This window comes from Pseudodesulfovibrio senegalensis, from assembly GCF_008830225.1.
In the GTDB taxonomy this organism is placed as follows: Bacteria; Desulfobacterota; Desulfovibrionia; order Desulfovibrionales; family Desulfovibrionaceae; genus Pseudodesulfovibrio; species Pseudodesulfovibrio senegalensis.
This window is the reverse complement of sequence record NZ_WAIE01000001.1, coordinates 1,209,095-1,234,788: the sequence shown is the minus strand read 5'-3', so window position 1 is coordinate 1,234,788 and position 25,694 is coordinate 1,209,095. Positions and strand designations below refer to the sequence as shown.

Genomic DNA, 25,694 nt, shown 5'->3' with positions numbered 1-25,694 from the left:
GCACTTCGCTTATTTTGCAAGGCCGCTCAGCAATGTCAATATCGGGAGGAAACTTTAATGGCCCGCGTCAACGCGCTTGTTATTACCGGATATGGCACCAATTGTGAACAGGAATGCGCACATACTGTTCGCGAAGCCGGTGCTGATTCCGCAGATATCGTATATTTTTCAGACCTTTCCGCCGGTCATACGCGAATGGATGATTATAATTACCTGATCTTCCCGGGCGGTTTTCTGGATGGGGACGACCTCGGGGCGGCCCAGGCCGCAGCACACAGGTGGCGGTGGTCCGAAACCGATGACGGCAAGGCCCTGCTGGATCAACTCAAGGCCTTTTTCGATCGCGGCGGCATTATCCTCGGCATTTGCAACGGTTTTCAACTGTTGGTCAAGCTCGGCTTGCTCCCGGCCGTAGGCGGCAAGTATTTTGAACGACAGGTTTCCCTTTCCTACAATGATTCCGGGCGGTATGAAGACCGTTGGGTGCATCTGAAGCCCAATGCGGACTCTCCGTGCGTATTTACCAAAGGTATTGACTCCCTCTATGTTCCGGTTCGTCATGGCGAAGGAAAGATCATCCCAAAAGATGAAGCGTTACTTGAAGAAATCAAGGCAAACAACTTGATTGCCTTGCAATATATCGATCCGGAATCCATGGAGCCCACTCAGGAATTTCCATACAATCCCAACGGATCACCGCTGGCCATCGCGGGTCTGACCGACCCTTCGGGCCGTATTCTGGGACTCATGCCCCACCCCGAGGCGTTCAACCATCCGACCAATCATCCGCACTGGACGCGTGGAGATGTGACCGACGAAATCGGCATGGCCTTGCTGGAGGCTGGCGTGAAATACCTCAAGGCGCAGTAGAACATGGACTCTGTGCAGCGCATGGCCGTACCCGAGCCGCCGCAGGACTGCTCATGGCGAAGTTTCATGGATGTTGCCCTTGAAGAGGCTTTCCGTGCGGCCGCTGTAGGCGAGGCACCCATTGGCGCGGCCCTGTTTTCCCATTCCGGCAAACTGCTGGCTCGTGCGCACAATCAGCCCATTAGCCTGCATGACCCTACGGCACATGCCGAGGTATTATGTTTGCGACATGCTGCCGAATCCATAGGGAATTACCGATTGAGCAATACCATACTGGCGGTGACACTGGAGCCGTGCATCATGTGCGTGGGTGCGCTCATCCACGCCCGCGTGGCCGGAGTGGTGTTCGGAGCTACTGACCCCCGCGCCGGGGCGTTGGTGTCCAACCTTTCGGGACATGCCCTGCCCTTTGCCAACCACCGGATGTGGTATGTGGGTGGCGTTCAGGAAAACGAATGCGCGGATACGCTCAAGCGTTTTTTTCTCAAGCGCCGGAAACAATGAGCCAATTCCCGCTTGCATCCTGCGGCGAGTATGTTTATAAACATCCTCCGCTCAGCGCAGCCATGTGCCGAGCCAATGTGGAGAGGTAGCGAAGTCCGGCCGTAACGCGCTCGACTCGAAATCGAGTTACGGGTTAATAGCCCGTACGTGGGTTCGAATCCCACCCTCTCCGCCACGAGAACAAAAGCCCCTGTCATCATTGAAAGACCAGTGATAGCAGGGGTTTCTTCTTGCCCACTGCTACACTTGACTGCTACACCAGAGGGCATGGAAGACATGGCAAAATACCCAGGGCTGACTAAGCGAAAAGGCACCAACAACTATCAACTCAGACGTAAGGTGCCTGTCGACCTTCAAGAGCAGTACGGCAAGAAGGAAATCACACGCAGTCTTCGCACAAGCAACTACCATGATGCTGTGGAGAAATACCGTATTGAGACCATGAAGCTTGATCAGGAGTTTGCAGAAGAACGCCGCAAGCATGCCACTGTTCAAATCAGGGAACTCTCTCAGATCGAGATTGAGCGGCTTGCAGCGATTGCCTACTACGATGAACTCAAAGAAGATGAAGACAAACGGACTAACGGCCTGAGTGAGATTGAGCATGCTGATTACAAGGAACTCCTGGAGACCCTAGAGTCAGAAGGAAGAGAACGGCTTGCCAGAGGCGATACACAGAGCATTGAGGACTACGCCGAAGAACTCCTAGCTGAACAAGGCATTAGCTTGGACAAAGACACAGAGGATTTCAAAAAGCTGACAATGAAACTGTTGGAAGGCTTCGTGAAAGCCAATAAAGTCATGAGGGAAAGACACCGTGGGCAGCCTATACCGACTCCTACCAAACCCGCCCCCATGCCCACAGCAGAAAAGAATCACCCCCTGGCCGCCACGCCTACCATCACCGAGATTCACAAAATGTGGGCCAAAGAGCATCTTGCAGGAGGAGGACCGAAAAAAACAGCTACAGATTTCGCAATTTATGTCAGACGATTCGCTGAACTCCATGGAGACCTTCCAGTGGGTGAGATTACCAAGCCCCATGTCAGAGACTTCAAGGATGCCATGCTCCGGTTACCCTCAAGATTTACAGGCAAACTCAAAGGCATGACCGTACCAAAGGCTTTGGAGTACGCCGCCAAGAATCAAAATATCAGGACACTATCTCCCAGGACCGTCAATGACAAAGCTCTCGGCGCAATAGGTGCGATTCTGAGTTGGGCTGTGGACAACGGCTACATCGATCACAACCCAGCATCCAAGGTAAAGGTCAAAGCAGCCAAAGTGAAAGGAACGACACGCCTTCCATACAGCGTGGAGGACATGAACAAGATTTTTCGCTTCCCGGTCTACACTAATGGAGAACGCCCCATAGGTGGACGTGGTGAGGCAGCATACTGGCTTCCCCTTCTGGCTGCATTCACAGGCGCACGACTTGAGGAAATTGGTCAGTTGACCGTCGAGGACATTAAGGAAGAGCGAGGCGTCACTTTCTTCGACATGACCACGGTTGGAGAAGGTCAACGGCGTAAAACCGAATCATCCAAGAGGCGCGTCCCTATCCATCCTCAACTGGTTAAACTTGGTATCCTGAAGTACGCCAACTCAATGAAGAAAGGCCGACTATTTCCAGAGGTCAGATCGAACCAGGGTCAGATCACTGCGTCATTCTCACAGTGGTGGGGAAGATACGCGAGAAAGCATGGCATCACCGACAAGCGCAAGGTATTTCACTCCTTCCGGCATGCAGCCAAGGACGGCTTCCGTGAAGGTGGAGTTGAGGAACAAATCAGTGATGCACTAACCGGACATGCACCCAGGACTGAGGGGCGCAAATATGGCAGCGATGCTTACCCTATCACTCAGTTGGCAGCGGGTATTGAGAAGCTGGTGTACCCAGGGCTGGACCTCGGCCATTTGTTGCAAAACAAGTAAACTAAAGTAAAGCCTTAAAATACGGAGTGTTATAGACGATAGCGCGTGACACGACACTCTGAAAGGCCAGAATGTAACCTGTTTCGCGTTGAGTGGTAGACACCGGGGATTTATTGTCCCCTTGATCATAATCAAAGACCCCAGACAAGATGAGCACGGTTATGATCTACACTGACGGCGCATGTCTTCAAGTGGGCGTTTCTGCGTGATTCTCCATACTCACACAACCAGACCGCTTACCACGCTTTACCGTGGCTTCCTGGCCCAGGATGCAGATCAGCGAGTCAAACAGCACCAGAAAGAACTCCTTGAGAAGGAGCTGGAATTGTTCCTTGACCAGGGCAAAGGTGCGCTCGATATGGCCGTTATCGCAGGTATCGAGAATTACAGAGAAAATTCATCTGGAGGCGCTTGATTTTAATCCAATGATTCCGGGTGGATAGAATTAACCCTCACTTACAGGGTAACCCCGAAGGATGTTCTATAGGTTTACTATAGGGTTATCATTAGGATTACTTAAGGTTATCTTTAGCCTGTCATTAAGATTTTCATAGGGTATGATGGTCATGGTCCTCCTTCCAATCCTCCTCCTACCATCCAACCATACCATTTTATTTTGGTTCAAAAATCTGAGCGATTGTATAGTTATGAAAGATTCTTACTTTCCCCCCATGCCCCTACCTTCCTTGAGAGAACTGCCTTGATACCTTCTCAATAACGGCGCGAGTAGGATTATACCCTATCTAGTGTGAAGGGTGTCCATTGTCAGAATGAAAGCCTTACACTTACGCAAGTGCAATAAATCCGGGAACGTATGAATTGACAGGCACCTAAAGCGTGGTAAGGTTACGGCTTTCTGTTCACCATTTAACCACATGAAGGAAGCCGCTATGCTCAATACAACTGAATCTACTACTCTCAATCTCATACGCCGCCTTGATCAGACCCTGGTCAATCGATACCGAGAATCACTTGAAATCGAAGACCAGATAGCCTCTCTACAAGCAAAGCAGGATGAACTGGACAAAGAGGTGGAGGAAGCTTTCACCCTTCGTAATGGCCTTGTTGATATGATTGGTCAGGACGAGGCTTACGACGATCTACCATCTTTTATGTAAAAGATAGATGGTGACGTTTCATAAAATTACAATACACAACTCATAATGAAGGACAGTCAGTGAACAACAACCTGGAACTGATCTCACCCCGGTTAGTGTTCGTCTTCTCGTACCGACTCTCCATCATATAATTAATAGGGAATGCCCACAGCTTTTATGCTCGATGGTCATTCCCTATTTTTTTCTACCAACCCGACCAACTAACCCCACTGTAGTCGCCATGTCTGGCGGCCAAACCATAAGGAGCATCACCACTATGTGCGCCCCAGCCGCCGGATTAACTGCTGCACAAATGTTCTGGACCTCCATGGCTGTCACCGCTGCTTCAACCGCAACCAACTACATGATGCAGTCTGAACAGGCGTCAGCTCAAGCCAGCTACCAGAACAAGATGGCAGAGGCTCACAATGCCGCCGCAGAGCAGAATGCTGAGTTCGCTGTGCAGGAATACATCGACCAGACCGCCGCTGAGAACATCGCCCTCATCCAGAAGGAAGAAGCGGCCTCCGAAGAAATCCAACGCATCGAGCGTGAACGCAAGGAAGCCGTAGGTACCGCCATGGCCTCCTCGGAGGGGGCTGGTCAATCCCTGAATTTCCTCCTGTCGGACTACTACCGTCAGGAAGCTCGATACCGTGGTTCACTCAAAGACCAGCTCGACAACGACAAGGTGTCCCGTGACATCGCTGTCCAGGGCTACTGGCAGACCGCAGAGAACCGAGGCAAGTCGCAGCAGAACTACATCCCTGCACCTGTGAACACGCCAAGCGCACTGGCCGCTGGTCTTGGGTTTGCTGGTAGCACGTTGGATAACTATAGGAGGTATCGCAAAGAGAGCCTTCAAACTTAGTGGTCATCCCTTCTACAACTATCACCACGGTCTTTCGTTCTGTCAGTCAACTGGACCTCGGCTATATCTTTAGTGTATTTTCCTTTCTAAGACATTTTTTGCCCTCAACCCAACACATCCGCCATTCTCTCAGCTAAACGCCCTTCTCGCGGTAATTATGCGCTTACTATGACCACTTTCTAATTATAGGGGATTGCCCCCGCAACCATCAACGGCGTCGAGATTCGTTTCGACGGAGAACTGGTGAACCTGACCACGCTGTGGAAAGCACAGGGTTCCGACCACTCCAAACGCCCCAATAACTGGCTTGTGCTTCCCTCTACCGTGGAGTTCATCGAAACCCTCAAATCTAAAAGCCAGAATATCCTGCTTTTGAAATCCGTGAAGGGACGCTACGGCGGCACCTTCGGTCACTGGCAGATCGCCTTGGCCTTAACAAGCATAAACCAGCTGAGTGGCTCCGTCAGGTGGATACTACCAACTTCATCAATGCGTTGGTGAAAGAACTTAAATGTGCTTCTCAAGCACAATTAGTGAAAATCACCAAGGGTCGTTATGGTGGCACCCTTGCCCACTGGCAGATCGCTCTGGCCTACGCGAAGTACCTCTCCCCTAAGTTCCACATCGCTGCCAACAAGATCATCAAGCGGTACATCAGAATAATGCAACTCAGGATTGTATTAAGATCACCAAAGAGCTTATTGGTCGGAAATATGACCTTTTGCCTTCCACAACTTCATTGATACTCTTTGTGCTGAACCAAAGGTCACTCACAGTGACATTTCTAAAGGTACAGATATGTACCTTAAGATCACCAAGGGACGCTACGGCGGCACTCTTACCCACTGGCAGATCGCTCTGGCTTACACCAAGTACTCCATTGAAATATTAGAATCTAAAGGTGGGAATATCACACAATTGAAATCCTGCCTAAGACAAGAAAGACCGGAGGATACACCCCGGTCACTTATAAAAGATGAAGATAATCAGCTTTGAACAATTCTAAATATGCAAATATGCACCATTAGCCCTATGTCTCAATAGGGTACACCCATATGAAACACAGGCCGACCAGCCAGGAAGCCAGTGGCTATGTGTCACATTGAAGTCAATACCATTTTGTTGACACGATTCTCATTTGGCTTTAAACCCAATTGAGACACAACAACGAATCACGACTTCATACGGAGACACGAATCATGAGCAAGCACATTGGATACATCAGAGTCAGCACGGTAGACCAGAACACGGACAGACAGCTTGAGGGGGTGACCTTGGACAAGACGTACAAAGAAAAGATCAGTGGAGCGACCACCAAGCGCCCACAGCTTCAAGCATGCCAGGACTACCTCCGTGATGGTGATACTCTCCACGTCCACAGCATGGACCGTCTGGCGCGTTCTATGAGGGATATTGAAGACACAGTCCAAGAACTCACCCAAAGAGGCGTCACGGTCAAATTCCACAAGGAAGGCTGGACCTTCTCGGCTGGCAAGATGGACGCAACGCAGACTCTCCTCTTCCAGGTGCTGGGGTCGGTCTCACAGTTTGAACGAGCCATCATTCGAGAACGTCAAGCCGAAGGGATCGCCAAAGCAAAGGCGGCTGGTAAGTACAAGGGACGGAAGCCGAAGCTTTCCCAGGAACAGATGGAGGAGATCAGGAAGCGTTGCGGTGAAGGTGAGGAGAAGAAAGCTCTTGCCACAGAGTTCAGTATCAGCCGTCAGACTCTTTATCGTGTCATTGCCCAGGGATAGCAGGAAATATGGCTTCCAGGTTCGCCCTGTAACGCATCCTGACGCAGTCTCACTACACTGACATCATATCGAAAGATAACGCGCCTCATACGGCGTCTGCAAATGCCCGCCCTGCCTACGCTACTAGACGGGTTTTCTCTTTGCGTGTTTTTGTCTTGGGGTGTATCTGTCTTTTTCGGCCCCAGCACGCGATTCCAATCAAGGATAAACTTGACTAGACCTAATAGATAATTCAACCAAAACTATTACTACTGTGAAAATAATGAATGCGATCGATCTTTATAGCGGAATAGGCGGCTGGACTCTCGGCCTTAAATTGGCAGGCGTTGATGTCTTAGCCTCCTACGAATGGTGGGACAAAGCCATTGATACTCATAATCAGAATTTCGGGACAACCCACTCCTGTACTGATGTCCGCCAAATCGACGTAAAAAGTCTGCCCAAAGATATAGACTTCGTTGTTGGCAGCCCTCCTTGTACCCAGTTCTCTTTTTCGAATAGAGGCGGCAGTGGTAACCTGAATGAGGGTATGAAGGATGTCTGGAAATTTCTTGAAGTTGTCGATCATATCCGTCCTAAGTATTGGATTTTTGAGAACGTCCCCAGACTTGCAAATATCGTCCGTCAAGAACTTAAAAATGGCGATGCCCTCGACAAGTTCGCTCATTTAATCAAGGTCGTGACCGTTGTTGATATGTCCGAATATGGCGTACCGCAAAAACGCCGTAGAGCGTTGGTTGGTGATTTCCCATTAGAATTGCTTGAAAGCTACCGCACGGTGTGCGTAGAGCGTACGCTAGGCGATGTCTTAGACACATGTAGGAAGAAGGACGTTCATGATTTTCTATACGGTTTTTCGTTGCCTCGGGATCAGGTGACGGAACTGGAAGCCGAACCGTGCCTCGATGAAGAGGAAGCTCGGATGAACAGGGAGGCTAAATCATATCATCCCGTCTACAACCTGATGAGTTTCCCAGATAAATTGGATCGGCCAAGCAGAACTATAACCGCAACTTGTACCAGAGTTTCCCGCGAGAGCATCGTTGTTCCTGATGGGGAGAATGATGACTGCGTCCGAAGGCTCAATCCTCGGGAACGAGCGATGCTGCAAGGTTTTCCGATTAATTTTCAGTTCTACGGCGGCAGCTACTCGAACAAGCTGAAGATGATTGGAAACGCTATTCCTCCATATTTCACATATTTCCTTGCACAGGCTCTTCAAGAGGTTGAACGGGATGATTTGATGCTTCCCGAGGTCCTCTCCGGAAAACCGTTGGAAACGCCTGAACAACTCCCTAAGGTAACACGTCCAGATGTCAACGGCAGACGTTTTCCTGTCAAACGAAAATTCCGAGCTGCCTTGCCTGGGTTGAGGTTTGGGAGTGGGGTTAGGTTTGAACTGACCAACTCGTTCTCGCCCGACACGCAGTGGGCTGTTGATTTTTATCATGGACCTTCCAAGGCATATAAAAAAGTCAAGTTAAATGAGGAGTTATTGCACTCCATTGCTGACACACCAATATATGACACGATCAACAAGCTATTCGAATATGAAACCGAGGCATTAGCCGAGATACTGACCCAAACGTCCGCAGAGGAGCTTCAAGCTTCCTGGACACGTCGATCTGATGGTCTTGGCCCCTTTGCGGTGGTTGACCTCCTTGGCAACGTATCAGAGAAGATTACTAAACACGTACGTAAGGCTGACAGCATAAAAATAGAAAGACTTGTACTTAAAGCCATTTACGGCTATGAAAACCCCGCAGGTAACGGAACTAGAAAAATTGCACTGAACTCTCATGCCATCCTCGCAGGTTTGCTTGTTGGTGCTTGGTTTAACACGCAGAATTTCTCACGGAGCTGATATGAAGATCGTTGAAACCTACTCCCACCTGAACGGTTTTGAATGGATGATGTACCACAGGAAGGCTCTCTGGGAGGAGATAGAGACTGCGGTTGAAGCTATTGATGCAGAGAAGTATCGGACCAAGGTCAGCAAGGAAAAGACCATGAAGGGAAAAAAACTCTTCAGTCCGATTGAAATCAACGGTGCGTTCAAAAACGAGCTTGAGAAGGAAGGTTGGGCAGAAAGCAGGACCAGCTATTGGGTGACAAAGGACGCCAAACTCATTCGAAAAACGCTACACCTTCCTCAGGACGAGCAGAAACAGATCATCGCTGATGCAGGTTTAGACCCAATCCGCTCGTACAACCAGACTGATTTTCAAAAAGATCGAGTAGCGATCGAAGTACAGTTCGGAAAATATAGTTTCATCGCCTACGACCTCTTCGTAAAGCACATGGCCTTCTTCGTTGGTGACAAAATCGACGTAGGCATCGAGGTTCTTCCGATGAAGTCCATGCAGAGCCAGATGTCTTCTGGACCAGGCTATTACGAGGGAGCACTTTACGACCTTGTACGCCAAGGAAGAGGAGTGCCAGCAGTCCCGTTGATTATTGTAGGAATTGAGTAAGGAGTTACAAGAGGCATCACCACTCAGGCACCGTATTTCAAATCCTTGCCAACTACACCACCAGACTGCTACACCAGAGCCAGAGTACGAAGATAAAAACATCAATGATAACAAAGGTTGCAGGTTCCATTTCTGGAACCTCACCCTCTCCGCCACGAGAACAAAAGCCCCCTGTAATCATTGAAAACTCAATGGTGACAGGGGTTTTCTCTTGCCCACTGCTACACCAGACTGCTACACTAGAGCCAGAATGCGAAGGGGAAAACATCAATGATTACAGCTTTTTTGTGACAGGTTTCTTGAATCACCCCTTCTCCGCCAGGATATCAGAAAGCCTTTGAAACAATCTTCAAGGGCTTTCTTGTTGAACGAAACGAGGCGTCTCAAATTCGGCATCTGCCACCAGACTTTGTACCGGATCATCAAAAGATAGACTGGATTCGGCCTGCATATTTCGCTTCTGACGCATCCTAGCCGGTCTCTTGGGCGAGGAGCCGAATCAGATAGCCTGTACAACGTCCGCAATTGCCCACCCTGCTTACATTGCTGGACAGGCTTTCTCTTTGCGTGTTCTTGTCTTGGGGTGCACCTGTCTTTGTTGAAAATGATATACTAATAAAAATTGAGAGAAATAGATGCATCATTTAGACGAAATTATAAAATGGGTTATCTACAGGTATACGGGCCTCAGCAAGGTTCAAATAACTGTATCCATAATAATATTGACCCTACTCACCATATCCCTACTGTGCTGGCTTTTCACTGAAAAACTTAAGGACTTCGGCTTAAATTTCTTTACTGAGCTCTTAGGGGTAATCGTAACAATCGCCGTAATTCAGAACATAATTGATCGCCAAAAACGCCTCAACTATCTTCCGCTCAACATCGCAATTTATAGAGATATCCACTCATTTATATCTAATTTTATTTCATTGTGGGAAACTGTCTACGATGCTTCTGTTTCCGAAGAACGCCCCACTCAACTCTCCGAATTTTTCTGCCCAGAATCATTCAATAAAATGGCCCGATTCGATCTTAGTAAACAAGCCAATGTTCTTCATAAAACAAGTTGGTTTACACATTTTGAAGACAGTAGAGTAAATCTTGAAGAACAATGCAGCAAACTACTTGATAAATATGTCACCCATCTAGATCCAAAAGTTTACGGATACATCCATTCCATTTTGGGTAACTTTCTTGATAAGATGAAATTCATTAACAATATTCACAAATTAGACATTCAACTCGAAATGCCAAGGCAAACATATTTGGGAGTATATTTATTCAACCTACAAAAAACTGACTTTGCTGACATCAACCATCTGATTAATTGGTGTGAAACAAATAGAACAGAACTTCAAACAAAGGGGCAACTCAAACTCCCCCAAGTTGCCTTATCCACATTTCGCATGCTTCCACCATATGCGGCAATGACCGATAAAGAAATACAAGCACAAAACAAACGATTTAAAGATTGGCAGGAAGCCCAAAATGATTCTCCAAACAGGCATGTTGACAACATCTTCACATAGGAGTGATACAAATCCAACTGCTATTTCACATCGGGCCAAAGATGCGGCCAAACGATTACAGGGAGTTATCCTTCACTTTGGTGGGGGCAATCAGCTCTCCCAGTCTCCACCAAAGCACGCCAATACAATCTTGCTAACTGCCACACCAGACTGCTACACTAGAGCCAGAATACGAAGACAAAAACATCAATGATAACAATGGCTGATGGTTCCTTTTTTGGAATCCCACCCTCTCCGCCATATTTCAAAAAAAGGGTTCGGATAAAAATCCGAACCCTTTTTTTGTTTTTCAAAATCCCGTTCGTATTCTTTCACAATATCGAATTAATCGTTACGCCTCGTCGTGTTGCGACCTCATGTTTTCTATCGAAATCGGCTTATCTTAATCAGGTGGGTCCCAATGGTAATCATTTGTATTTTTGAAGGTTATTGAGTGTGCATAGATTGTGGTAACCAGCATTCATGTAGACAAAAAGCCTTCGTGTCAGCAAGGCGCGGTCAGCTTGAAACGCAGGCGTAGCACTCCATCCTTGAAATCGTGCGATCCGAGCACGAACCGTCCTATCTCCGCGGTATTTTTCACATGCTCGCCAATACATGGGCAGGCGTCGAAATCTCCGACCTTGACGATGCGTACGCTGTCCACGCCCTGTGGCAGGCGCATGAGGTTGTAACGGTCTTCGGCTTCCTCCCGTGAAATCGTCTCTTCGCTCACGTCCAGATTGCGCGCCAACTGTTCATTCACGGCCCGTTCAATGTCTGCGGCCTCGTTGTCCGCAAGTGCACGTTCAAAGCGATAATCGCACTTCGACTTTTTGGGATTGATGTGTGCGCTGAAACAGCGTTCACATCCAAATGTCTTGACCATGACGCCGTTGAGAATGTGCTCCGCGCTGTGCATGCGCGGATCGTGCGATTTGCCCATTGGCTTTCTCCTTTGCGCCGTCATAGCCAGCGGTTGCGGATTCGTAAAGCATGTTTATATACCTTGGTGGTCTGCAAATGTTTTGAAAAACTTTTCAGAAACGGTTTTGTCGTGTAGACGGTGCCGTTCAAACCAAACCACTTGAGGAGGATAATGGTAATGAAGATCGCTGTACCCACCCGCGGCACGGTCGTTGACGACCACTTCGGCCATTGCGAATTTTTCACAGTGTACAGCATTGAAGACAATGCCGTGCAGTCAAAGGAGCGCTTGGACTCACCCACCGGCTGCGGCTGCAAGTCCAATATCGCGTCCATTTTACAGGAAAAAGGCGTTGGCGTCATGCTGGCCGGAAACATGGGCCAGGGAGCCGTGAACGTGCTCAACGCCAGTGACATTACCGTGGTTCGCGGCTGCTCCGGCGACATCGACGAGCTGGTTCAACGCTGGATCAAAGGCGAGGTCAAGGACCAGCACATTTTGTGCGACCACCATGATTGCGGCAATCACTGACTCCGGCCGATTGCCCATTACAAGATAATAGAGAAAGGCCCGTTTCGAGACGGGCCTTTTTCATGGACGCCGCGTTGCATCAGGTCAAGAGAGGGCCTGAGCGTCGCGCCTTGATCACGTGTCGTTTCGTGGTGCATCCACAGGGATGGAAATGTTGAACACGGTACCCTGCCCCTGTGTGCTGGAACATTGGATTGTTCCACCGAGCGTGCGGTTGACCAGATTGTAGACCACATGCATGCCCAGCCCGGCTCCGCCCTGTGATCTCTTGGTGGTGAAAAACGGCTCATAAATCCTTTTCAGCACATACTCGTTCATGCCCGCCCCGTCGTCGGCAAATTTGATAACGGCCATGCCATCCCTGCGGCTTGTCGTAATCGTAATTTTTCCATTTTTCTTTTCCTCAAATCCATGTTGCAGCGCGTTGTTCAACAAATTCGTCATTATCTGCATTATGGCCCCGGGATAGCTTTTTAATTCGATTTCTTCACCATATATCGTGACTTCATGTCCGCTCTTCTTGTACATGGAGTGCAAGCTCAGGAGTATTTCGTCCAAATATGATTTGAGTTCGAACTCACGCCTTGATTCGGAAGATTGATCCGCAGCCACCTGCTTGAAACTGTGTATGAGTTCACTGGCGCGTGTCAGATTGAGCAGAGATGAGGTTGCCGACTCTTTGCTCACGTGCAGGAATTTTTCAAAATCCGCCCTCGTAATAGTTTCGTTTTCATACTTTTCCAGCATTTCATCTATCTTCTGATCCAAATACGAAGTCGTAGTCACGCCTATACCGAGCGGGGTATTGATTTCATGCGCGACTCCGGCAACAAGCCCACCGAGCGAGGCCATTTTTTCCGACTCCACAAGCTGGTCCTGCGTCTCCTTGAGTGAGGATAACGACTTTTCCAAAGCCATGGTGCGCGCCTGAACGCGCATCTCCAACTCCTCATTCAGCCAGCGCAGTTCCTGCTCAGCGTTCCATTTGTCCGTTATGTCACGACCTTCAACCACAAGATATTCGATTTCCCCGGACTCATAATCATGAACCGGCTTTACGGAAACATCCATGACACGCATATCTTCATGGGAATCCGACCGCTTGTATTCAAAACGATCCATTTGGCCTGAGGTAGCTTTGTTTACGGCCTCGGACAACCGCTTCCGCATTTCAGGAACGGGACTCCACCATGTTGTTTCGAAAAGGCGCTTGCCGAGCAGGTCTTCCTCAATTCCCCCGTAGAACTCAAAAGCGGTTTTATTGATTTCCTGAATGATTCCCGAAGGTGAAAGGATCACTATGAACTGAAATGTCTGGTTGAATATGGCTTGAAATTTTTCCCGGCTTGCGGCCAAAGTCCTGTCTGCCCGTTTCCCCTGCCAAACCGAAATCATGGCCAGCAAAAAGCCGATACTCAGGACAAAACCAATGACCGCCCCAAACTCTTCCACCTGCTTCTGGGCTTGTGCTTCCACATCATCAACATACAGCCCCGAACCGATAATCCATCCCCACGGCCTGAAGCCCTTGACATACGATATCTTCGGTACGACCCGAGCTGGATCATCTTTCCACTGCCACATGTATTCGACAAACCCCGCCCCCTTTTTTTTGACCGTCTGTACAAATTCCAGAATGAACTGTTTGCCCCGTGAATCCTGCATATGCAGGACATTGCTGCCAACAAGATCCGGGCGATACGGATGTGAAAGCATGATCCCGTTTTGGTCGTTGATCCAGAAATAGTCCTTGTTTTCATTGCCGTAACGCAGGGAGGAAATAATGCCCAACGCCTGCCTTTGTGCTTCATCGCGCGACAATTGTCCTTTTTTTTCGAGGAGGTATTGCTCTTCCAATATACTCCAGGCAGCCTGCACAAGGTTTTTGACTGCAGCTCGTTTATGATCCATCAGACTGGTCTTTATCGAAGGGAAATGAATAAAAAACAGTGCGTAACAAAAAAGTAGCAGGGAAATGACAGTGGGTACGGCAACACGGAACCAGAGCGGCCTTGATATTATCTGTTTTTTTCGATTTTGAGGCATGGCTAATTGTTCCTTGCTTTTTATCCTACCCCGCTCTTCTTGCCGTGGTATTATAAAAAAAGCCGCGATATCGCGGCTTTTCTCGTTTAAACAATACAAAGAACGTTATTCTCTTGAAATCGCCTCACCCGGACAGGTGTCTATGGCTTCTTCCACACATTCGTCGTCGGAATCAGGCGCGACAACAACAGCCTTTTCACCGTCATCATCCATTTCAAAAACGTTCGGGCAGAGTTCAACACAGGTTTCGCAGCCAATGCAGGCTTCCTCGTCGATGACAATAGCCATGGCAAACCTCCAAGATATGTTAATCCACAATACAATTACACGATACTCATCCATACTCCCTTTCGAGTTTTTATGGCAAGGATTCTTTGTTGGATTCTTTACATCTTCAGTTGTCAACGGCCAGTCCATTCAGTAGCCTGCTCTTCTCATGCCGGAATATGCATACCTCTTTGCCGTCATTTTGTTCGGTAGCTTTGTTCAAGGGATCTCCGGGTTCGGAATCATTCTCGTGTCGCTTCCCTTGTTGGCCCTTGAATTCGACATCAGGTTTCTCGTGCCGCTTATTAGTCTGTGCGCCTTGGCTCTCAATGCCCTGATTAGTCTTCAACTTCAGAAAAGCATCCAATTGAAAATCGTTTTGTCCATGCTGGCCGCTTCATGCCTCGGACTGCCCCTTGGAGTATATGGGCTCAAATATCTCCCGGCCAACGTTTTGCTTTTCATCCTGGGAGCCGTGGTACTTTTATACCTGGCTTTCATGACCTTCATGCCTGCCAGGAAAAGGATTTTGCATTCTGCCTGGTCATACGTTGCTGGTTTTTTCGGCGGCATTTGCGGTGGCGGCATTGGGGCAAACGGTCCCCCTATTATCATGTATCTTTATATGCAGCCGTGGGATGCACAACGCATTCGGGCAACCATGGTCTCATATTTTCTTTTTGCAGGCTTGGGAAACTGCCTTTCCCATTACGCAGGCGGATTGATCACAACAAAAGTCATATCCGCGCTGGCCGTGGGCATTCCTGCAACCATTCTGGGCAAAATACTCAGCAGCGTCGTCTATAAACGACTCAACGAACAGCAGGTCCGTTTGTTTGTTCGATTTCTGATCTGTTTTCTGGGCATCATGCTTATTGCAAAATCATTGCTTTGACCGTTCTGTATGGGCGCTATCATGGACAAAAGTTTCAAGAACACGGTATGAAAAACATGTTTCCACGTTGAAAACAGAGTCATTTTCATGAAAAAAAGCCTGAAGACCGAACGAATGCTCATTCCCGCCACAGGGTTCATGCTTTCATGCATCACCGTGCTTCTGTTTATTATTCAGCCTTCGTTTCTCAGGTTGCTGGATTACAAGGTATACGACCAGCTTCTGATTGCATCCCACTCCCCAAAAGCCACAGACGTACCTGTTATTGTTGATATTGATGAAAAAAGTCTGCAACAATTCGGTCAATGGCCATGGCCCCGCTATCGAGTTGCCCTGCTTTTGGGAACTCTGCAGAACATGGGCGCCCGATCCGTGGCTACCGATATTATTTTCGCAGAACCGGACAATACCTCTCTTGCCGTGCTTCGCGCCCAACTCAAACGAGATCTTCATGTAGACCTTCATTTTTCCGGTATTCCCCATCAACTTGTGGACAACGATACGGTTTTGGCCAACCTTTTGAGCCTTGGCCCCTTTGTTTTCGGCATGGACATGGATTTTGCTGAACAGCCTCAAAAAAAGCCAAGCCAATCAGCATGTGCTCGACATGCCGAAAAAGTGATTCTACTTGCGACGCACAATGCCCCGCCATTGAATAAGGCTTTGCATGAAGCAACCGGGATCATCTGTCCGCTGGAGCAATTGGCCCACAATGCGCCCGCTCTCGGTTTCATCACTATTGCTGCTGACGAGGACGGCCTGTTCCGGCGCGTACCTCTGCTTATTGCCTGCCAAGACGCGATATACCCAAGTCTTGCGTTGGCCGCATTGAAACAGGCTTTCGGGACAAGGTCCGTGGCCGTCAAGCTTTCTTCGCTGGGCGTGGAGTCCATTCGTCTGGGGCAACAGGAGATACCCGTGGACAAAAAAGGCCAGATGTTGATCAATTACCGCGGCCCTTCCCATACCTTCAATTATATCAGTGCAGCAGACATCATCAACGGATCAGTTCCGAACTCAAGTATCCAAAACAAAATCGTTTTCATAGGCACGTCCGCCAGTGGACTGCGGGATCTGCGCCCCACCCCACTGGACACCTACTATCCGGGCGTGGAGACACATGCCACCATCGTCGACAATATCCTTTCCGGACAATTCCTTGTTGATCCGGATTGGGGACCGGGAGCCGTACTTGTGGCAATTGTGGTCACGGGAATGATCACCACACTTTTGGTGGGATGGGCAAAGGGCATATGGGTGCCACTGCCGCTTGCTGCGCTCGCGCTCGGTTTATGGTTGGGAGCGAAGTCCCTTTTTGAAAATAAAGGCTTATACGTATCCCCCTTATATCCATACATCAATTTGGCGCTAAGCTTCACGTTGCTTGTGGTCATCAAGTTCTGGCGCGAAGAGCGTGACAAACGTTTCATTCAAGGCGCTTTTTCCCATTATGTGGCTCCGGCCGTTGTACGCAGGATAGTGAACGATCCTTCTTCCCTGAGCCTGGAAGGGATGGAAACGGACGTTACGATTCAGTTCTCGGATATTCGCGGCTTCACGACCCTTTCAGAAAAATTGAGTCCGACCCAGGTTACCGCCCTGCTCCACGACTACATGACGCCCATGACCGAGATCATTACCCGTCATTCCGGCACGCTGGATAAATTCATCGGCGATGCAATCATGGCATTTTGGAATGCCCCCATAGCCATTCCCGGGCATCAGGACCTGGCTGTGCAGGCCGCGTTGGCTCAGCTTGAACGGCTTGATGTGTTGAACAAAGCATTTGAAACAGAATATGGATTGACCATGGAAATCGGCATAGGCCTCCATGCCGGTGTGGTTCGGGTCGGCAACATGGGGTCCAAGGATTTGTTTGACTATACGATCATCGGTGACACGGTTAATCTTGCCTCGCGTCTTGAAAGCCTATGCAAATACTATGGCCAGAAAATCGTCGTCAGCCAGTCCATTGTGGACGGATGCCGCAACAGCCATGTCTTTCTGGAATTGGATCGTGTTCGCGTCAAAGGCAAAAAATCGGCTGTTACGGTGTATACCGTGGCTACGACATCACAAGCGCAAAAGCGTGCCGAAGAATTTGAAATGTACCAACAAGCCCTGAACGCCTATCATGAAGGCAATTTTGAACATGCAGAAAGCATCTTTCGACAGTTGACCGACCGGTTTTCTGATTGCAGGCTGTATACATTGTATCTTGAACGTTGCAAGGGCTTACAACGGAACCCGCCGCTTGAATGGGACGGCATTTTCACCCATACAGAAAAATGAAAAGCCTTCGGAACACCGAAGGCTTTTTATATTCATAATGAACTAATACTACTAAGGATTTGTGAGCATGGCCTCAATATATTCATCAGGCCACAAGGCAGGAGATGGGTCTCCTTCCATGAGTAACTTCTTTGCTTCGGCGTCCAGGACGAACCTGTTTTTGATAAAACTGGTATAAAATCCAGCAGCATCAATATCGCCAATAAGGATACAGCCGACAAGAATATCATCTTTGAAAATCAACTTGCGGTAGACGGAAGCTTCCGCGTCTTCGTGGATTGTCATTTCGACTTCATCATCATTCTTGAACACGGTTTCGCCAACAGTAATTGTCGGCAAGCCGTAATACGTAATTGAGTTCATGCTCAGGCCGCCGGAATACGGTTTATCCGCGCCGGCCATATTGAAACCGGCATATCGCCCCTGTGAATAGGCGTTGGGCCAGATAGGACGCACGGTATACTCGCCGGTAAGCATATCCTTGGCCTCGGCAACGTCCCCTGCCGCGAACACGGACTTGTTGCTGGTGCTCATGTAATCATCCACCACAACGCCCTGATTGACCTTCAGGCCGCATTCCCTGGCAAGGCCCATGTTGGGACGCACGCCAGCTGCAACGACAACGACATCTGCCTCAAACGTTCCCTGATCCGTAACAACGCCCTTGACGTTGCCGTCAGCAAAACGTTCGATTTTTTCAATAGTTGCCCCCTGCACAAAATGCAGACCGTTTTCTTCAAGGTGATTCACAACCATGTTGCCCGCGGCTTCATCAAAATACGAACGCATGATTCTGGACCGAACGACCATGGTTACTTCAACGCCGCGAACCGCAAAGCCTTCTGCTGCCTTCAGGGCAATGAGGCCTGCACCAATCACGACCACCTTTTTGACCCTGTCGACGACGTCCTTGAGGGCGTCCGCATGAGCGACCGTGGTAAAATGATAAATTCCTGGACCGTCGATCCCGTCGATAGGCGGTGTGGAAGGGGAGCCCCCCGTAGCCAGAAGCAATTTGTCATAGGGTATTTCTTCCCCGTTTTCGAGCGACACGACTTTTTTTTGCGCATCAACGGAGGCCACCCGCGCCCCGAGCTTCATGGTTACATTGTTGTCTTTGTAAAATTCTTCGGGGCGATACGGAAGCGTGTCCAGTTTGATTTTGTCCGCAAGATAATATGAAATGAGCGGACGACCATACGTAGGGACAGCCTCGTCACTGATAATCAGAATGTTGCCTTCCGTATCATGCTCGCGGATACCTTCCACCGCCCCGATGGCGGCGACACCATTTCCGACAATAACGTAATTCATAAACGCGCACCTTCTTGAGAAAAATGTCACATTCACATTTTTTGTAAATGGAGTTTGGTTGCGACAACGTACAAAATGTTGATAACGATTTTTTCGTAAAAAGGCTACTCCAAAGAAGCGGCAGCGGAGAAGGGAAAACATGCGTTTGAAATAAACATTTTAAAATGCAAAAAAATTTGCCAGAACCCCGGAGACCCGCTATCTAGCAAGCTCGCGAAAATCAGAGATAGGAGAATACTCACAGTCGTGACTATTGATGGACATAAAATACTGATTGCCAACAGAGGCGAGATCGCGGTGCGCATCATGGAAGCTTGCGCCGACCTGAAACTGCCATTCGTTGCCTTGCATACTGCCGAGGATGCCGATTCCGGGCATGTGGACAAGGCTCGCGAACTGGGCGGAGACAAATCATTATATAGAATTCAAAACTACAACGATGCCGGAGACATTCTGGCTGTTGCCGATGACGCCGGGGCCACGGCGGTCCACCCCGGATACGGTTTCTTTTCCGAAAACTACCGCTTTGCTCGGAGAGTGACTGAGCGGGATAGACCCATGACGTTCATCGGTCCTTCATGGTGGGTCATTCGCGATCTGGGTGACAAGATCAACACCAAACGTCTTGCTCGCAAGCTTGGCGTCCCCACCATCCCTGGTTCAGACAGGGCCATTTATGATGAGCTTGAAGCCGAGTCCATTGCACAAAGCCTGTTTGAATTTCAGGAAAAGCAGGGAATCAAAAAACCGCGTGTGCTGGTCAAGGCCTCTGCGGGAGGCGGCGGTATGGGCATCGACGAGGTCGAAGACATGGCCCGCTTTCGGCAAACATACCGGCGTATTCGTAATTACTCGCTTCGTACATTCAACGACGAAGGAGTACTGATCGAACAGCGCATATTCGACTTCAATCACCTTGAAGTTCAGATTGTTGCAGACAGAACAGGTCTCAACCCCGTTCATTTTGCCACCCGCAACTGTTCAGTCCAGAGCCCGGGGCTGCAAAAACGCATTGAAGTAGCGCCCGGATTCTGGCCTGCGGATCTGGCCTATACATTTGATGCTGCGTCCGTCCTGGATGATATCGTGGAACATTCCCTGTCCATGGCCCGCGAAATCAAATACGATAACGTCGGGACATGGGAGTGGATCGTCACCCCGAACGGTGATCCTTTTCTCATGGAAGTGAACACCCGGATTCAGGTTGAAAATGGAGCTTCGGCATCCATCGCTTCCATCAAGGGCGACTCGGATGTGAACCTCATTCGTGAACAGATTCGAGCGGCACTTGGTGAGCCACTCGGTTATGTGCAAAAAAACGTGACCTTCGATGGAGTAAGCATCGAATATCGTATCATCGCCGAAGACACGGAAAACGGCTTTTCCCCCTGGGTCGGGAAAATCATGGAACTGGATTGGCCGGATCATGAATGGCTTTCCGTGCACACGCATGTTCCGCGCACAAGAGATTACCAGATCCCTACGGAATATGACCCGAATCTGGCACTGGCCATCATCTGGGGCAAGGATCTTGCCCAGGCCAAACAGCGTGGTCTCGACTTCCTGGCTTCCTTGAAATTGAACGGCCAGGACTCCACCGGAATGGGCATGAAAACCAATATCCCCTTCCTGATCAAGAAAACCGACAACCTGCTAGAGTTCTAGATACCGATATGAGTCTTGAAAAACAAAAGACCGAATTGCAGCAGCGAGCTGATTATGCACGTGAAATCCTTGCCGACAAGGATTGTCCCGAACTGGATGAGCTCATGCGTCGCATTGTGGAATATGACCCCAACGCCTTCGACTCCGAAGAGGCATCCTCTCATGCGCTCAAAGCCCTGCAAAAACGCATGGAGACCCTTGAGGTCTCACTTGATGCGCGCCTCTCGGCCATGGACAAAGTCCGTATCGTGCGGCATCCGCAACGGGTCAGTCTCAAGGATATCCTTGAAAACGTTTATGACAACTACAATGAAATCGGCGGGCAGGACGAACACAGCATCGATCCCGGCCTGGTTATTGCGCGCGCCTATGTAACGCGCAGGAAAGGTAAGACCATCATCAACCAGCCGGTCATGGTCGTGGGACAGGAAAAGGGGCACGGCGAAGAGTTCCGCAACGGCGGATCCATCAAGCCTTGGGGGAATTACAAGGCTCTGAAATATATGAAAGTCGCTGCCAGGGAACAAATTCCCATTCATGCCTACGTAAATACTCCGGGTTCGTATCCTGTCGAGGACTTTCCGGGAGCTGCTCAGCAAATAGCCGAGAACATTTACGAAATGTGTGGACTGAACGTTCCGATTATCGCTATTTTTTCCGAGGGAGGCTCGGGCGGCGCCGAAGCCATCGGCATGGCCGATAAACGTCTCATGCTTTCACACGGATATTATTCGGTCATTTCACCCGAAGGCGCGGCAGCGATAGAAGGACGCATCCGTCCTCCGCAAAGGGCCTCGCAGGAACTGATTGAACGCTGTGCCATACATCAGCGCATAACTGCGCAGGACAACCTCGCCAACGGCTATATTGATGAAATCGTGCAGGAGCCTCCTCTGGGCGCTCGTGCCGAGCATTTCGATTTTTATCGTCAGCTGCGCGAACAGGTTATTCATGCCACGGACGAAGTTACGCTGAGCGTGCGTAGCATGCGTTTTTTGCGTGGACTGTCCATGCGTCTGTTCAAGCGGGATGCCGATGTCATAGTTCGTTGGAACCTGACTGAAAGGGCCAGAGAGCGGCTGCTGGACCGTCGTTTCAAAAAATACAGAGCGTTGGCCCGGCACGCCTATGAAGACAAGCGAACTTTTTGGGAACGCGTCAATGCGGCACGCTCCGGTGTCATCTCCACCACGTATGCGGCCATAGCATACGGCATTGTCAAACCAACCCAACAGCGTTTCACCCGCATTGCAGAAGAAGTCACGGACGAAGTTCACGTGGTGACCGGAAAGCTGGGTTCGGCATGGCACGGCATCCTGAAAAAGATAGGACTTGGTTCCAAGTCGAAACAGGTGGAAATGGAACTGACCGGTCTTTCCGAACCGAAAAAATCAATGCCGGAGACCAACGGGCGCGGGTATGTCAGCCCTCAAGCGGCCATCGACAGAGAAGTATCCTGCCCCTTCTCCGACCGACGTGGGTGTCTCGACATCTGGGCGCGCGACCTCTTTACTGATTATGCTGGCGTCTGCCCTAACTGCGGTCACCACTTTCCTATGGAATATCAGTGGTATCTCCACAACGTGTTCGATACTGGTTCCATTCTGGAATTCAACCGAAACATATCGGCCGGAAACCCGACCAATTTCCCCGATTTCGACGAACGTGTTCAGGCTGCCAAACAGAAAAACAACATGGAAAGCGGGTGCATGACGTTCAACACGTCGCTGGAAGGCATTCGGCTGACCTGCGCCATGCTGGTGGCCAAATTCCGTGGCGGGTCGGTCGGAGCTGCCGAGGGTGAAAAATTCATCCGTGCCCTTGAACTCGCCCAGAAAAAACACCAGCCATTCCTTGCATATATTCACGGTACTGCCGGAATCCGCATTCAGGAAGGCGTCAATGGTCTTATCCAAATGCCCCGCGTGACCATGGCCGTGCGTCGCTACATTGACGCTGGCGGGCTGTATATCGTGCTCTACGACACCAACTCCTACGCAGGCCCCCTGGCTTCATTTCTCGGTTGTTCGCCCTACCAATATGCGGTTCGTTCGTCACGAATCGGTTTTGCTGGTCCGGGAGTGATCAAGGAAACCACGGGGGTGGATATCCCGCCTGACTATCACAACTGCTACAAGGCGTTGTCCCGCGGCCATATCCAGGGCGTTTGGGACCGTCGGGACATCAGAAAGAATCTGCATCAGGCTTTCCTGACAATCGGTGGCAGAAACCTGTATTATCGATAATCACCGGTTCACCATTCGAATCATCAGGCGGAGGCTTCGGCTTCCGCCTTTTTTGTTACATTTGGACGGGCATTTTTTTGAGCAATCGTAACAATTCTGGAACACCACGAATTCAAGCAGAGTTAGCATACGAGGATACATCAAACCACATACGACCTTCGTAATGCGGGCGGAAACTACAATGAGTCATTCCATTTTTCGATTCTGGAAACACGACCCGGATAAACACCTGAAAGGCGATCCCATGCATCTCGTATTGTCTGAAAAATCTTCACTCCTTCAGAGTATGGATGAAAAAAGAAATTCCAACCTGTTGCTGGTCATCATTCGTGACTACCGTCTTTTCAAGCAAATGTACGGCAATGATTTTGTCGGTCAGTTAGACAGGGAATTGCGGGATTCCCTTGAAAAAGCCGCCCATGAGCAACGGCAATGCGCGTCATCGTCGGTCGTGGCAGTGGGCAGCGGCAAATACGCTCTTGTCTGGCCTTGTGGCGACATGTCGCAAAAAGGGCTTGGTGATCTGGCCTATTCGTTCAAGCTCAAGGCGCAAAACGCCCTGAAGCGGACCATGCTGAAATGGACCGGACTGGGAATAGAACTAGGCATGGGGTATTCCATCATTGAAGCCGGATCGGATTGGAAAGATTCCTTTTGGAAAGGAATTCGTGAAGCCCAGCTTTGTGCCGGACAACCCATGAAGCTCAATGACCTTGAGATAACTGATCATTTCAACACCATAATCCGTCAGCAAAATATTAGCTGTAAATATCAGCCGATTCTGGATTTCCGTACAGGCAGCGTTTACGGTTGGGAAGCATTGGCACGAGGCCCGCAAGGGTCGCCGTTTCAATCCCCGCTCATGATGTTTGAAATGGCCGAACAGCTCGGAAGCCTGTTTTCGCTTGAAGAAATATGCAGGCGAAAGGCCATTCAAAACCTCGGTCCCATAACAAAAAATCAGCGTCTTTTTCTGAATATTCATCCAAAAACAATGGCGGACCCGTCGTTTACTCCGGGCAAAACCATCCAGCTGCTCGAGGAGGTCGGATTGAACGCTGAAAACATCGTTTTTGAAATCACGGAACGTCACAGCATACAGGATTTCAGCCTTTTTTATCGAACGCTCGAGCACTACCGAAATCAGGGTTTTCGAATCGCTCTCGATGATACGGGCTCCGGCTATTCCGGCCTCAGCACGGTTGCGGATCTGCAGCCGGAATACATCAAGCTCGATAAAGCGCTTATCGAAAATATTCATCGCGACCCCGTCAAACGGGCTCTTGTTGAAACAACCGTCACCTTTGCCGACAAAATAGGCTCCAAAATCATAGCCGAAGGCATTGAAACCAAGGAACAGGCCGTTTGTCTGTTGGATATCAACGTCCATTTCGGGCAAGGCTATTTTCTCGGCTACCCCGAGTTCCCTCGCCCGGATTTGGCTCCGCACTGCAAGGAGCTAAATTCGATCAACGACATGTCGCGCAAGGCGTTTTCCTGTTCCATGCCCGTTGGGCAGGTGGCCGAAGCCCCCTATTCCGTGGACGAATCGTTTCTTGTTTCGGATGCGCAAGATTTCTTCAAAAACAACGTGCAGTTCTCGTGCATTGTGGTCACATCCGAAAATGACGTGCCCAGAGGGCTGATCATGGAATATCACCTCAACCGTCAGCTTTCCTCGCAATACGGAGTGGCGCTCTTTTTCAAACGTCCTCTTTCCTCGGTCATGGATGAAGAACCGTTGATCGTCGATGAAAATATGCCCGTGGAACAGGCGGCCCGTCTGGCAATGGCCCGTGAGACCCTCAAGGCCTATGATGACGTGATCGTGACCCGCAAGGGCAAGCTCTATGGTGCGGTGTCCGTTCAGAAATTGTTGAACACGCTGGCCAAGGTGCAGGTGGAAATGGCCCGCGGAACCAATCCGTTGACCGGTTTGCCCGGCAATGTTGCCATTGAGCAGGAAGTTGAGGGAAAAATCGACGCGGGGAACGCCTTCAGCATTATTTACGCTGATCTTGACCACTTCAAGGTCTACAACGATACTTACGGATTTCAGAAGGGCGATGCCATCATCAAGCTGGCCGCGCACATCCTCAGTTGGGCCATACGCAAGCACTGCCCGGAAAACTCCATGCTTGGCCATATCGGAGGCGATGACTTTGTTCTGATCACGCGTCCGGAAGCAGTTGAAAAGACATGCATTTCAGCCTTGCGCTGCTTCAAGCGCATTGTAAAATACTATTATTCGGAACAGGACCGCGATCGAGGCTGGATTCTGGCCAGGGGGCGGGACGGCAAGGAGCGCGAATACCCGCTTGTTTCCATTTCGCTCGGAGTCATCGAGATCAACGGCCACTGTACGCTCATGGAGGTGGGCGAACGAGCTGCCGCGATCAAGAAATACGCCAAGTCAATTCCCGGCAACGCCTATGCCAAGGACAGGCGTCCACCGTTGGGCACCAGCCCTCCGGGCCGCTAGAAACTTAGG

Annotated in this window: 21 protein-coding genes and 1 tRNA gene; 18 read left to right on the top strand and 4 right to left on the bottom strand. The window is 49.7% G+C overall.

Annotation, left to right across the window (positions count from 1 at the left end; all coding sequences use genetic code 11):
• The first annotated feature begins 57 nt into the window (after positions 1 to 57).
• The 12 genes from F8A88_RS05815 (at position 58) to F8A88_RS05760 (ending at position 11,040) form a co-directional block, all read left to right on the top strand.
• Entirely contained in the window at positions 58 to 870 is an 813-nt protein-coding gene (locus F8A88_RS05815; RefSeq protein ID WP_151150122.1) for a phosphoribosylformylglycinamidine synthase subunit PurQ, read from the top strand.
• A 3-nt stretch (positions 871 to 873) separates the two neighbouring features.
• Positions 874 to 1,374 (top strand): nucleoside deaminase, encoded by a 501-nt coding sequence (locus F8A88_RS05810; protein ID WP_151150121.1) that lies wholly within the window; start codon positions 874 to 876, stop codon positions 1,372 to 1,374.
• Positions 1,375 to 1,453: 79 nt separating this feature from the next.
• Positions 1,454 to 1,549: transfer RNA gene (locus F8A88_RS05805), tRNA-Ser, on the top strand.
• Between the two features lie 92 nt (positions 1,550 to 1,641).
• Positions 1,642 to 3,309: a site-specific integrase gene (locus F8A88_RS05800; protein WP_151150120.1), complete on the top strand. Its 1,668-nt coding sequence runs from the start codon at positions 1,642 to 1,644 to the stop codon at positions 3,307 to 3,309.
• Positions 3,310 to 4,199: 890 nt separating this feature from the next.
• Positions 4,200 to 4,427: a hypothetical protein gene (locus F8A88_RS05795; protein ID WP_151150119.1), complete on the top strand. Its 228-nt coding sequence runs from the start codon at positions 4,200 to 4,202 to the stop codon at positions 4,425 to 4,427.
• Positions 4,428 to 4,647: 220 nt separating this feature from the next.
• Positions 4,648 to 5,277, top strand: a complete 630-nt coding sequence (locus F8A88_RS05790) for a virion core protein, T7 gp14 family (RefSeq protein ID WP_151150118.1) — start codon at positions 4,648 to 4,650, stop codon at positions 5,275 to 5,277.
• A 192-nt stretch (positions 5,278 to 5,469) separates the two neighbouring features.
• Positions 5,470 to 5,778, top strand: a complete 309-nt coding sequence (locus tag F8A88_RS15960; protein WP_338325283.1) for a KilA-N domain-containing protein — start codon at positions 5,470 to 5,472, stop codon at positions 5,776 to 5,778.
• Positions 5,745 to 6,020, top strand: a complete 276-nt coding sequence (locus F8A88_RS16115; protein ID WP_421958081.1) for a KilA-N domain-containing protein — start codon at positions 5,745 to 5,747, stop codon at positions 6,018 to 6,020. The genes F8A88_RS15960 and F8A88_RS16115 overlap by 34 nt, the downstream gene beginning before the upstream one ends.
• A gap of 456 nt (positions 6,021 to 6,476) precedes the next feature.
• A complete protein-coding gene (locus tag F8A88_RS05775; protein WP_151150116.1) occupies positions 6,477 to 7,034 on the top strand; it encodes a recombinase family protein in 558 nt (185 codons plus the stop codon).
• A 262-nt stretch (positions 7,035 to 7,296) separates the two neighbouring features.
• Entirely contained in the window at positions 7,297 to 8,898 is a 1,602-nt protein-coding gene (locus tag F8A88_RS05770) for a DNA cytosine methyltransferase (protein ID WP_151150115.1), read from the top strand.
• Between the two features lies 1 nt (position 8,899).
• Positions 8,900 to 9,508 (top strand): BglII/BstYI family type II restriction endonuclease, encoded by a 609-nt coding sequence (locus F8A88_RS05765; protein WP_151150114.1) that lies wholly within the window; start codon positions 8,900 to 8,902, stop codon positions 9,506 to 9,508.
• Between the two features lie 635 nt (positions 9,509 to 10,143).
• A complete protein-coding gene (locus F8A88_RS05760; protein ID WP_151150113.1) occupies positions 10,144 to 11,040 on the top strand; it encodes a hypothetical protein in 897 nt (298 codons plus the stop codon).
• A 484-nt stretch (positions 11,041 to 11,524) separates the two neighbouring features.
• On the opposite strand, the gene F8A88_RS05755 is transcribed toward F8A88_RS05760, so the two are convergent.
• Complete coding sequence (locus F8A88_RS05755) at positions 11,525 to 11,965, bottom strand: alanyl-tRNA editing protein (RefSeq protein ID WP_151150112.1); 441 nt, start codon at positions 11,963 to 11,965, stop codon at positions 11,525 to 11,527.
• Between the two features lie 159 nt (positions 11,966 to 12,124).
• On the opposite strand from F8A88_RS05755, the gene F8A88_RS05750 reads away from it, so the two are divergent.
• Positions 12,125 to 12,478 carry a NifB/NifX family molybdenum-iron cluster-binding protein gene (locus tag F8A88_RS05750; RefSeq protein ID WP_151150111.1) on the top strand — a complete coding sequence of 118 codons (354 nt, stop codon included), beginning with the start codon at positions 12,125 to 12,127 and terminating at the stop codon, positions 12,476 to 12,478.
• Positions 12,479 to 12,592: 114 nt separating this feature from the next.
• On the opposite strand, the gene F8A88_RS05745 is transcribed toward F8A88_RS05750, so the two are convergent.
• Together F8A88_RS05745 and F8A88_RS05740 are read right to left on the bottom strand one after the other, a co-directional pair.
• The gene (locus F8A88_RS05745) at positions 12,593 to 14,623 is read right to left on the bottom strand and encodes a cache domain-containing protein (protein WP_161598344.1); all 2,031 of its coding nucleotides are present in this window, start codon (positions 14,621 to 14,623) and stop codon (positions 12,593 to 12,595) included.
• Between the two features lie 6 nt (positions 14,624 to 14,629).
• Positions 14,630 to 14,812, bottom strand: coding sequence for a ferredoxin (locus F8A88_RS05740; protein WP_151150109.1), 183 nt, complete (start codon positions 14,810 to 14,812; stop codon positions 14,630 to 14,632).
• Positions 14,813 to 14,960: 148 nt separating this feature from the next.
• Between F8A88_RS05740 and F8A88_RS05735 the strand changes: the two genes are divergently transcribed.
• Together F8A88_RS05735 and F8A88_RS05730 are read left to right on the top strand one after the other, a co-directional pair.
• On the top strand, positions 14,961 to 15,686 hold the full coding sequence (locus F8A88_RS05735) for a sulfite exporter TauE/SafE family protein (protein WP_151150108.1): 726 nt from the start codon (positions 14,961 to 14,963) through the stop codon (positions 15,684 to 15,686).
• 87 nt (positions 15,687 to 15,773) lie between these two features.
• Positions 15,774 to 17,978 carry a CHASE2 domain-containing protein gene (locus F8A88_RS05730; RefSeq protein ID WP_151150107.1) on the top strand — a complete coding sequence of 735 codons (2,205 nt, stop codon included), beginning with the start codon at positions 15,774 to 15,776 and terminating at the stop codon, positions 17,976 to 17,978.
• A gap of 51 nt (positions 17,979 to 18,029) precedes the next feature.
• On the opposite strand, the gene F8A88_RS05725 is transcribed toward F8A88_RS05730, so the two are convergent.
• Entirely contained in the window at positions 18,030 to 19,292 is a 1,263-nt protein-coding gene (locus tag F8A88_RS05725) for an NAD(P)/FAD-dependent oxidoreductase (RefSeq protein ID WP_151150106.1), read from the bottom strand.
• Between the two features lie 246 nt (positions 19,293 to 19,538).
• On the opposite strand from F8A88_RS05725, the gene F8A88_RS05720 reads away from it, so the two are divergent.
• From F8A88_RS05720 to F8A88_RS05710, 3 genes are all read left to right on the top strand, one after another.
• Positions 19,539 to 20,957 carry a biotin carboxylase N-terminal domain-containing protein gene (locus tag F8A88_RS05720; RefSeq protein WP_151150105.1) on the top strand — a complete coding sequence of 473 codons (1,419 nt, stop codon included), beginning with the start codon at positions 19,539 to 19,541 and terminating at the stop codon, positions 20,955 to 20,957.
• Between the two features lie 8 nt (positions 20,958 to 20,965).
• Complete coding sequence (locus tag F8A88_RS05715; RefSeq protein ID WP_151150104.1) at positions 20,966 to 23,203, top strand: carboxyl transferase domain-containing protein; 2,238 nt, start codon at positions 20,966 to 20,968, stop codon at positions 23,201 to 23,203.
• A gap of 181 nt (positions 23,204 to 23,384) precedes the next feature.
• Positions 23,385 to 25,685 carry a GGDEF domain-containing protein gene (locus tag F8A88_RS05710; RefSeq protein ID WP_241667351.1) on the top strand — a complete coding sequence of 767 codons (2,301 nt, stop codon included), beginning with the start codon at positions 23,385 to 23,387 and terminating at the stop codon, positions 25,683 to 25,685.
• Positions 25,686 to 25,694: the final 9 nt, after the last annotated feature.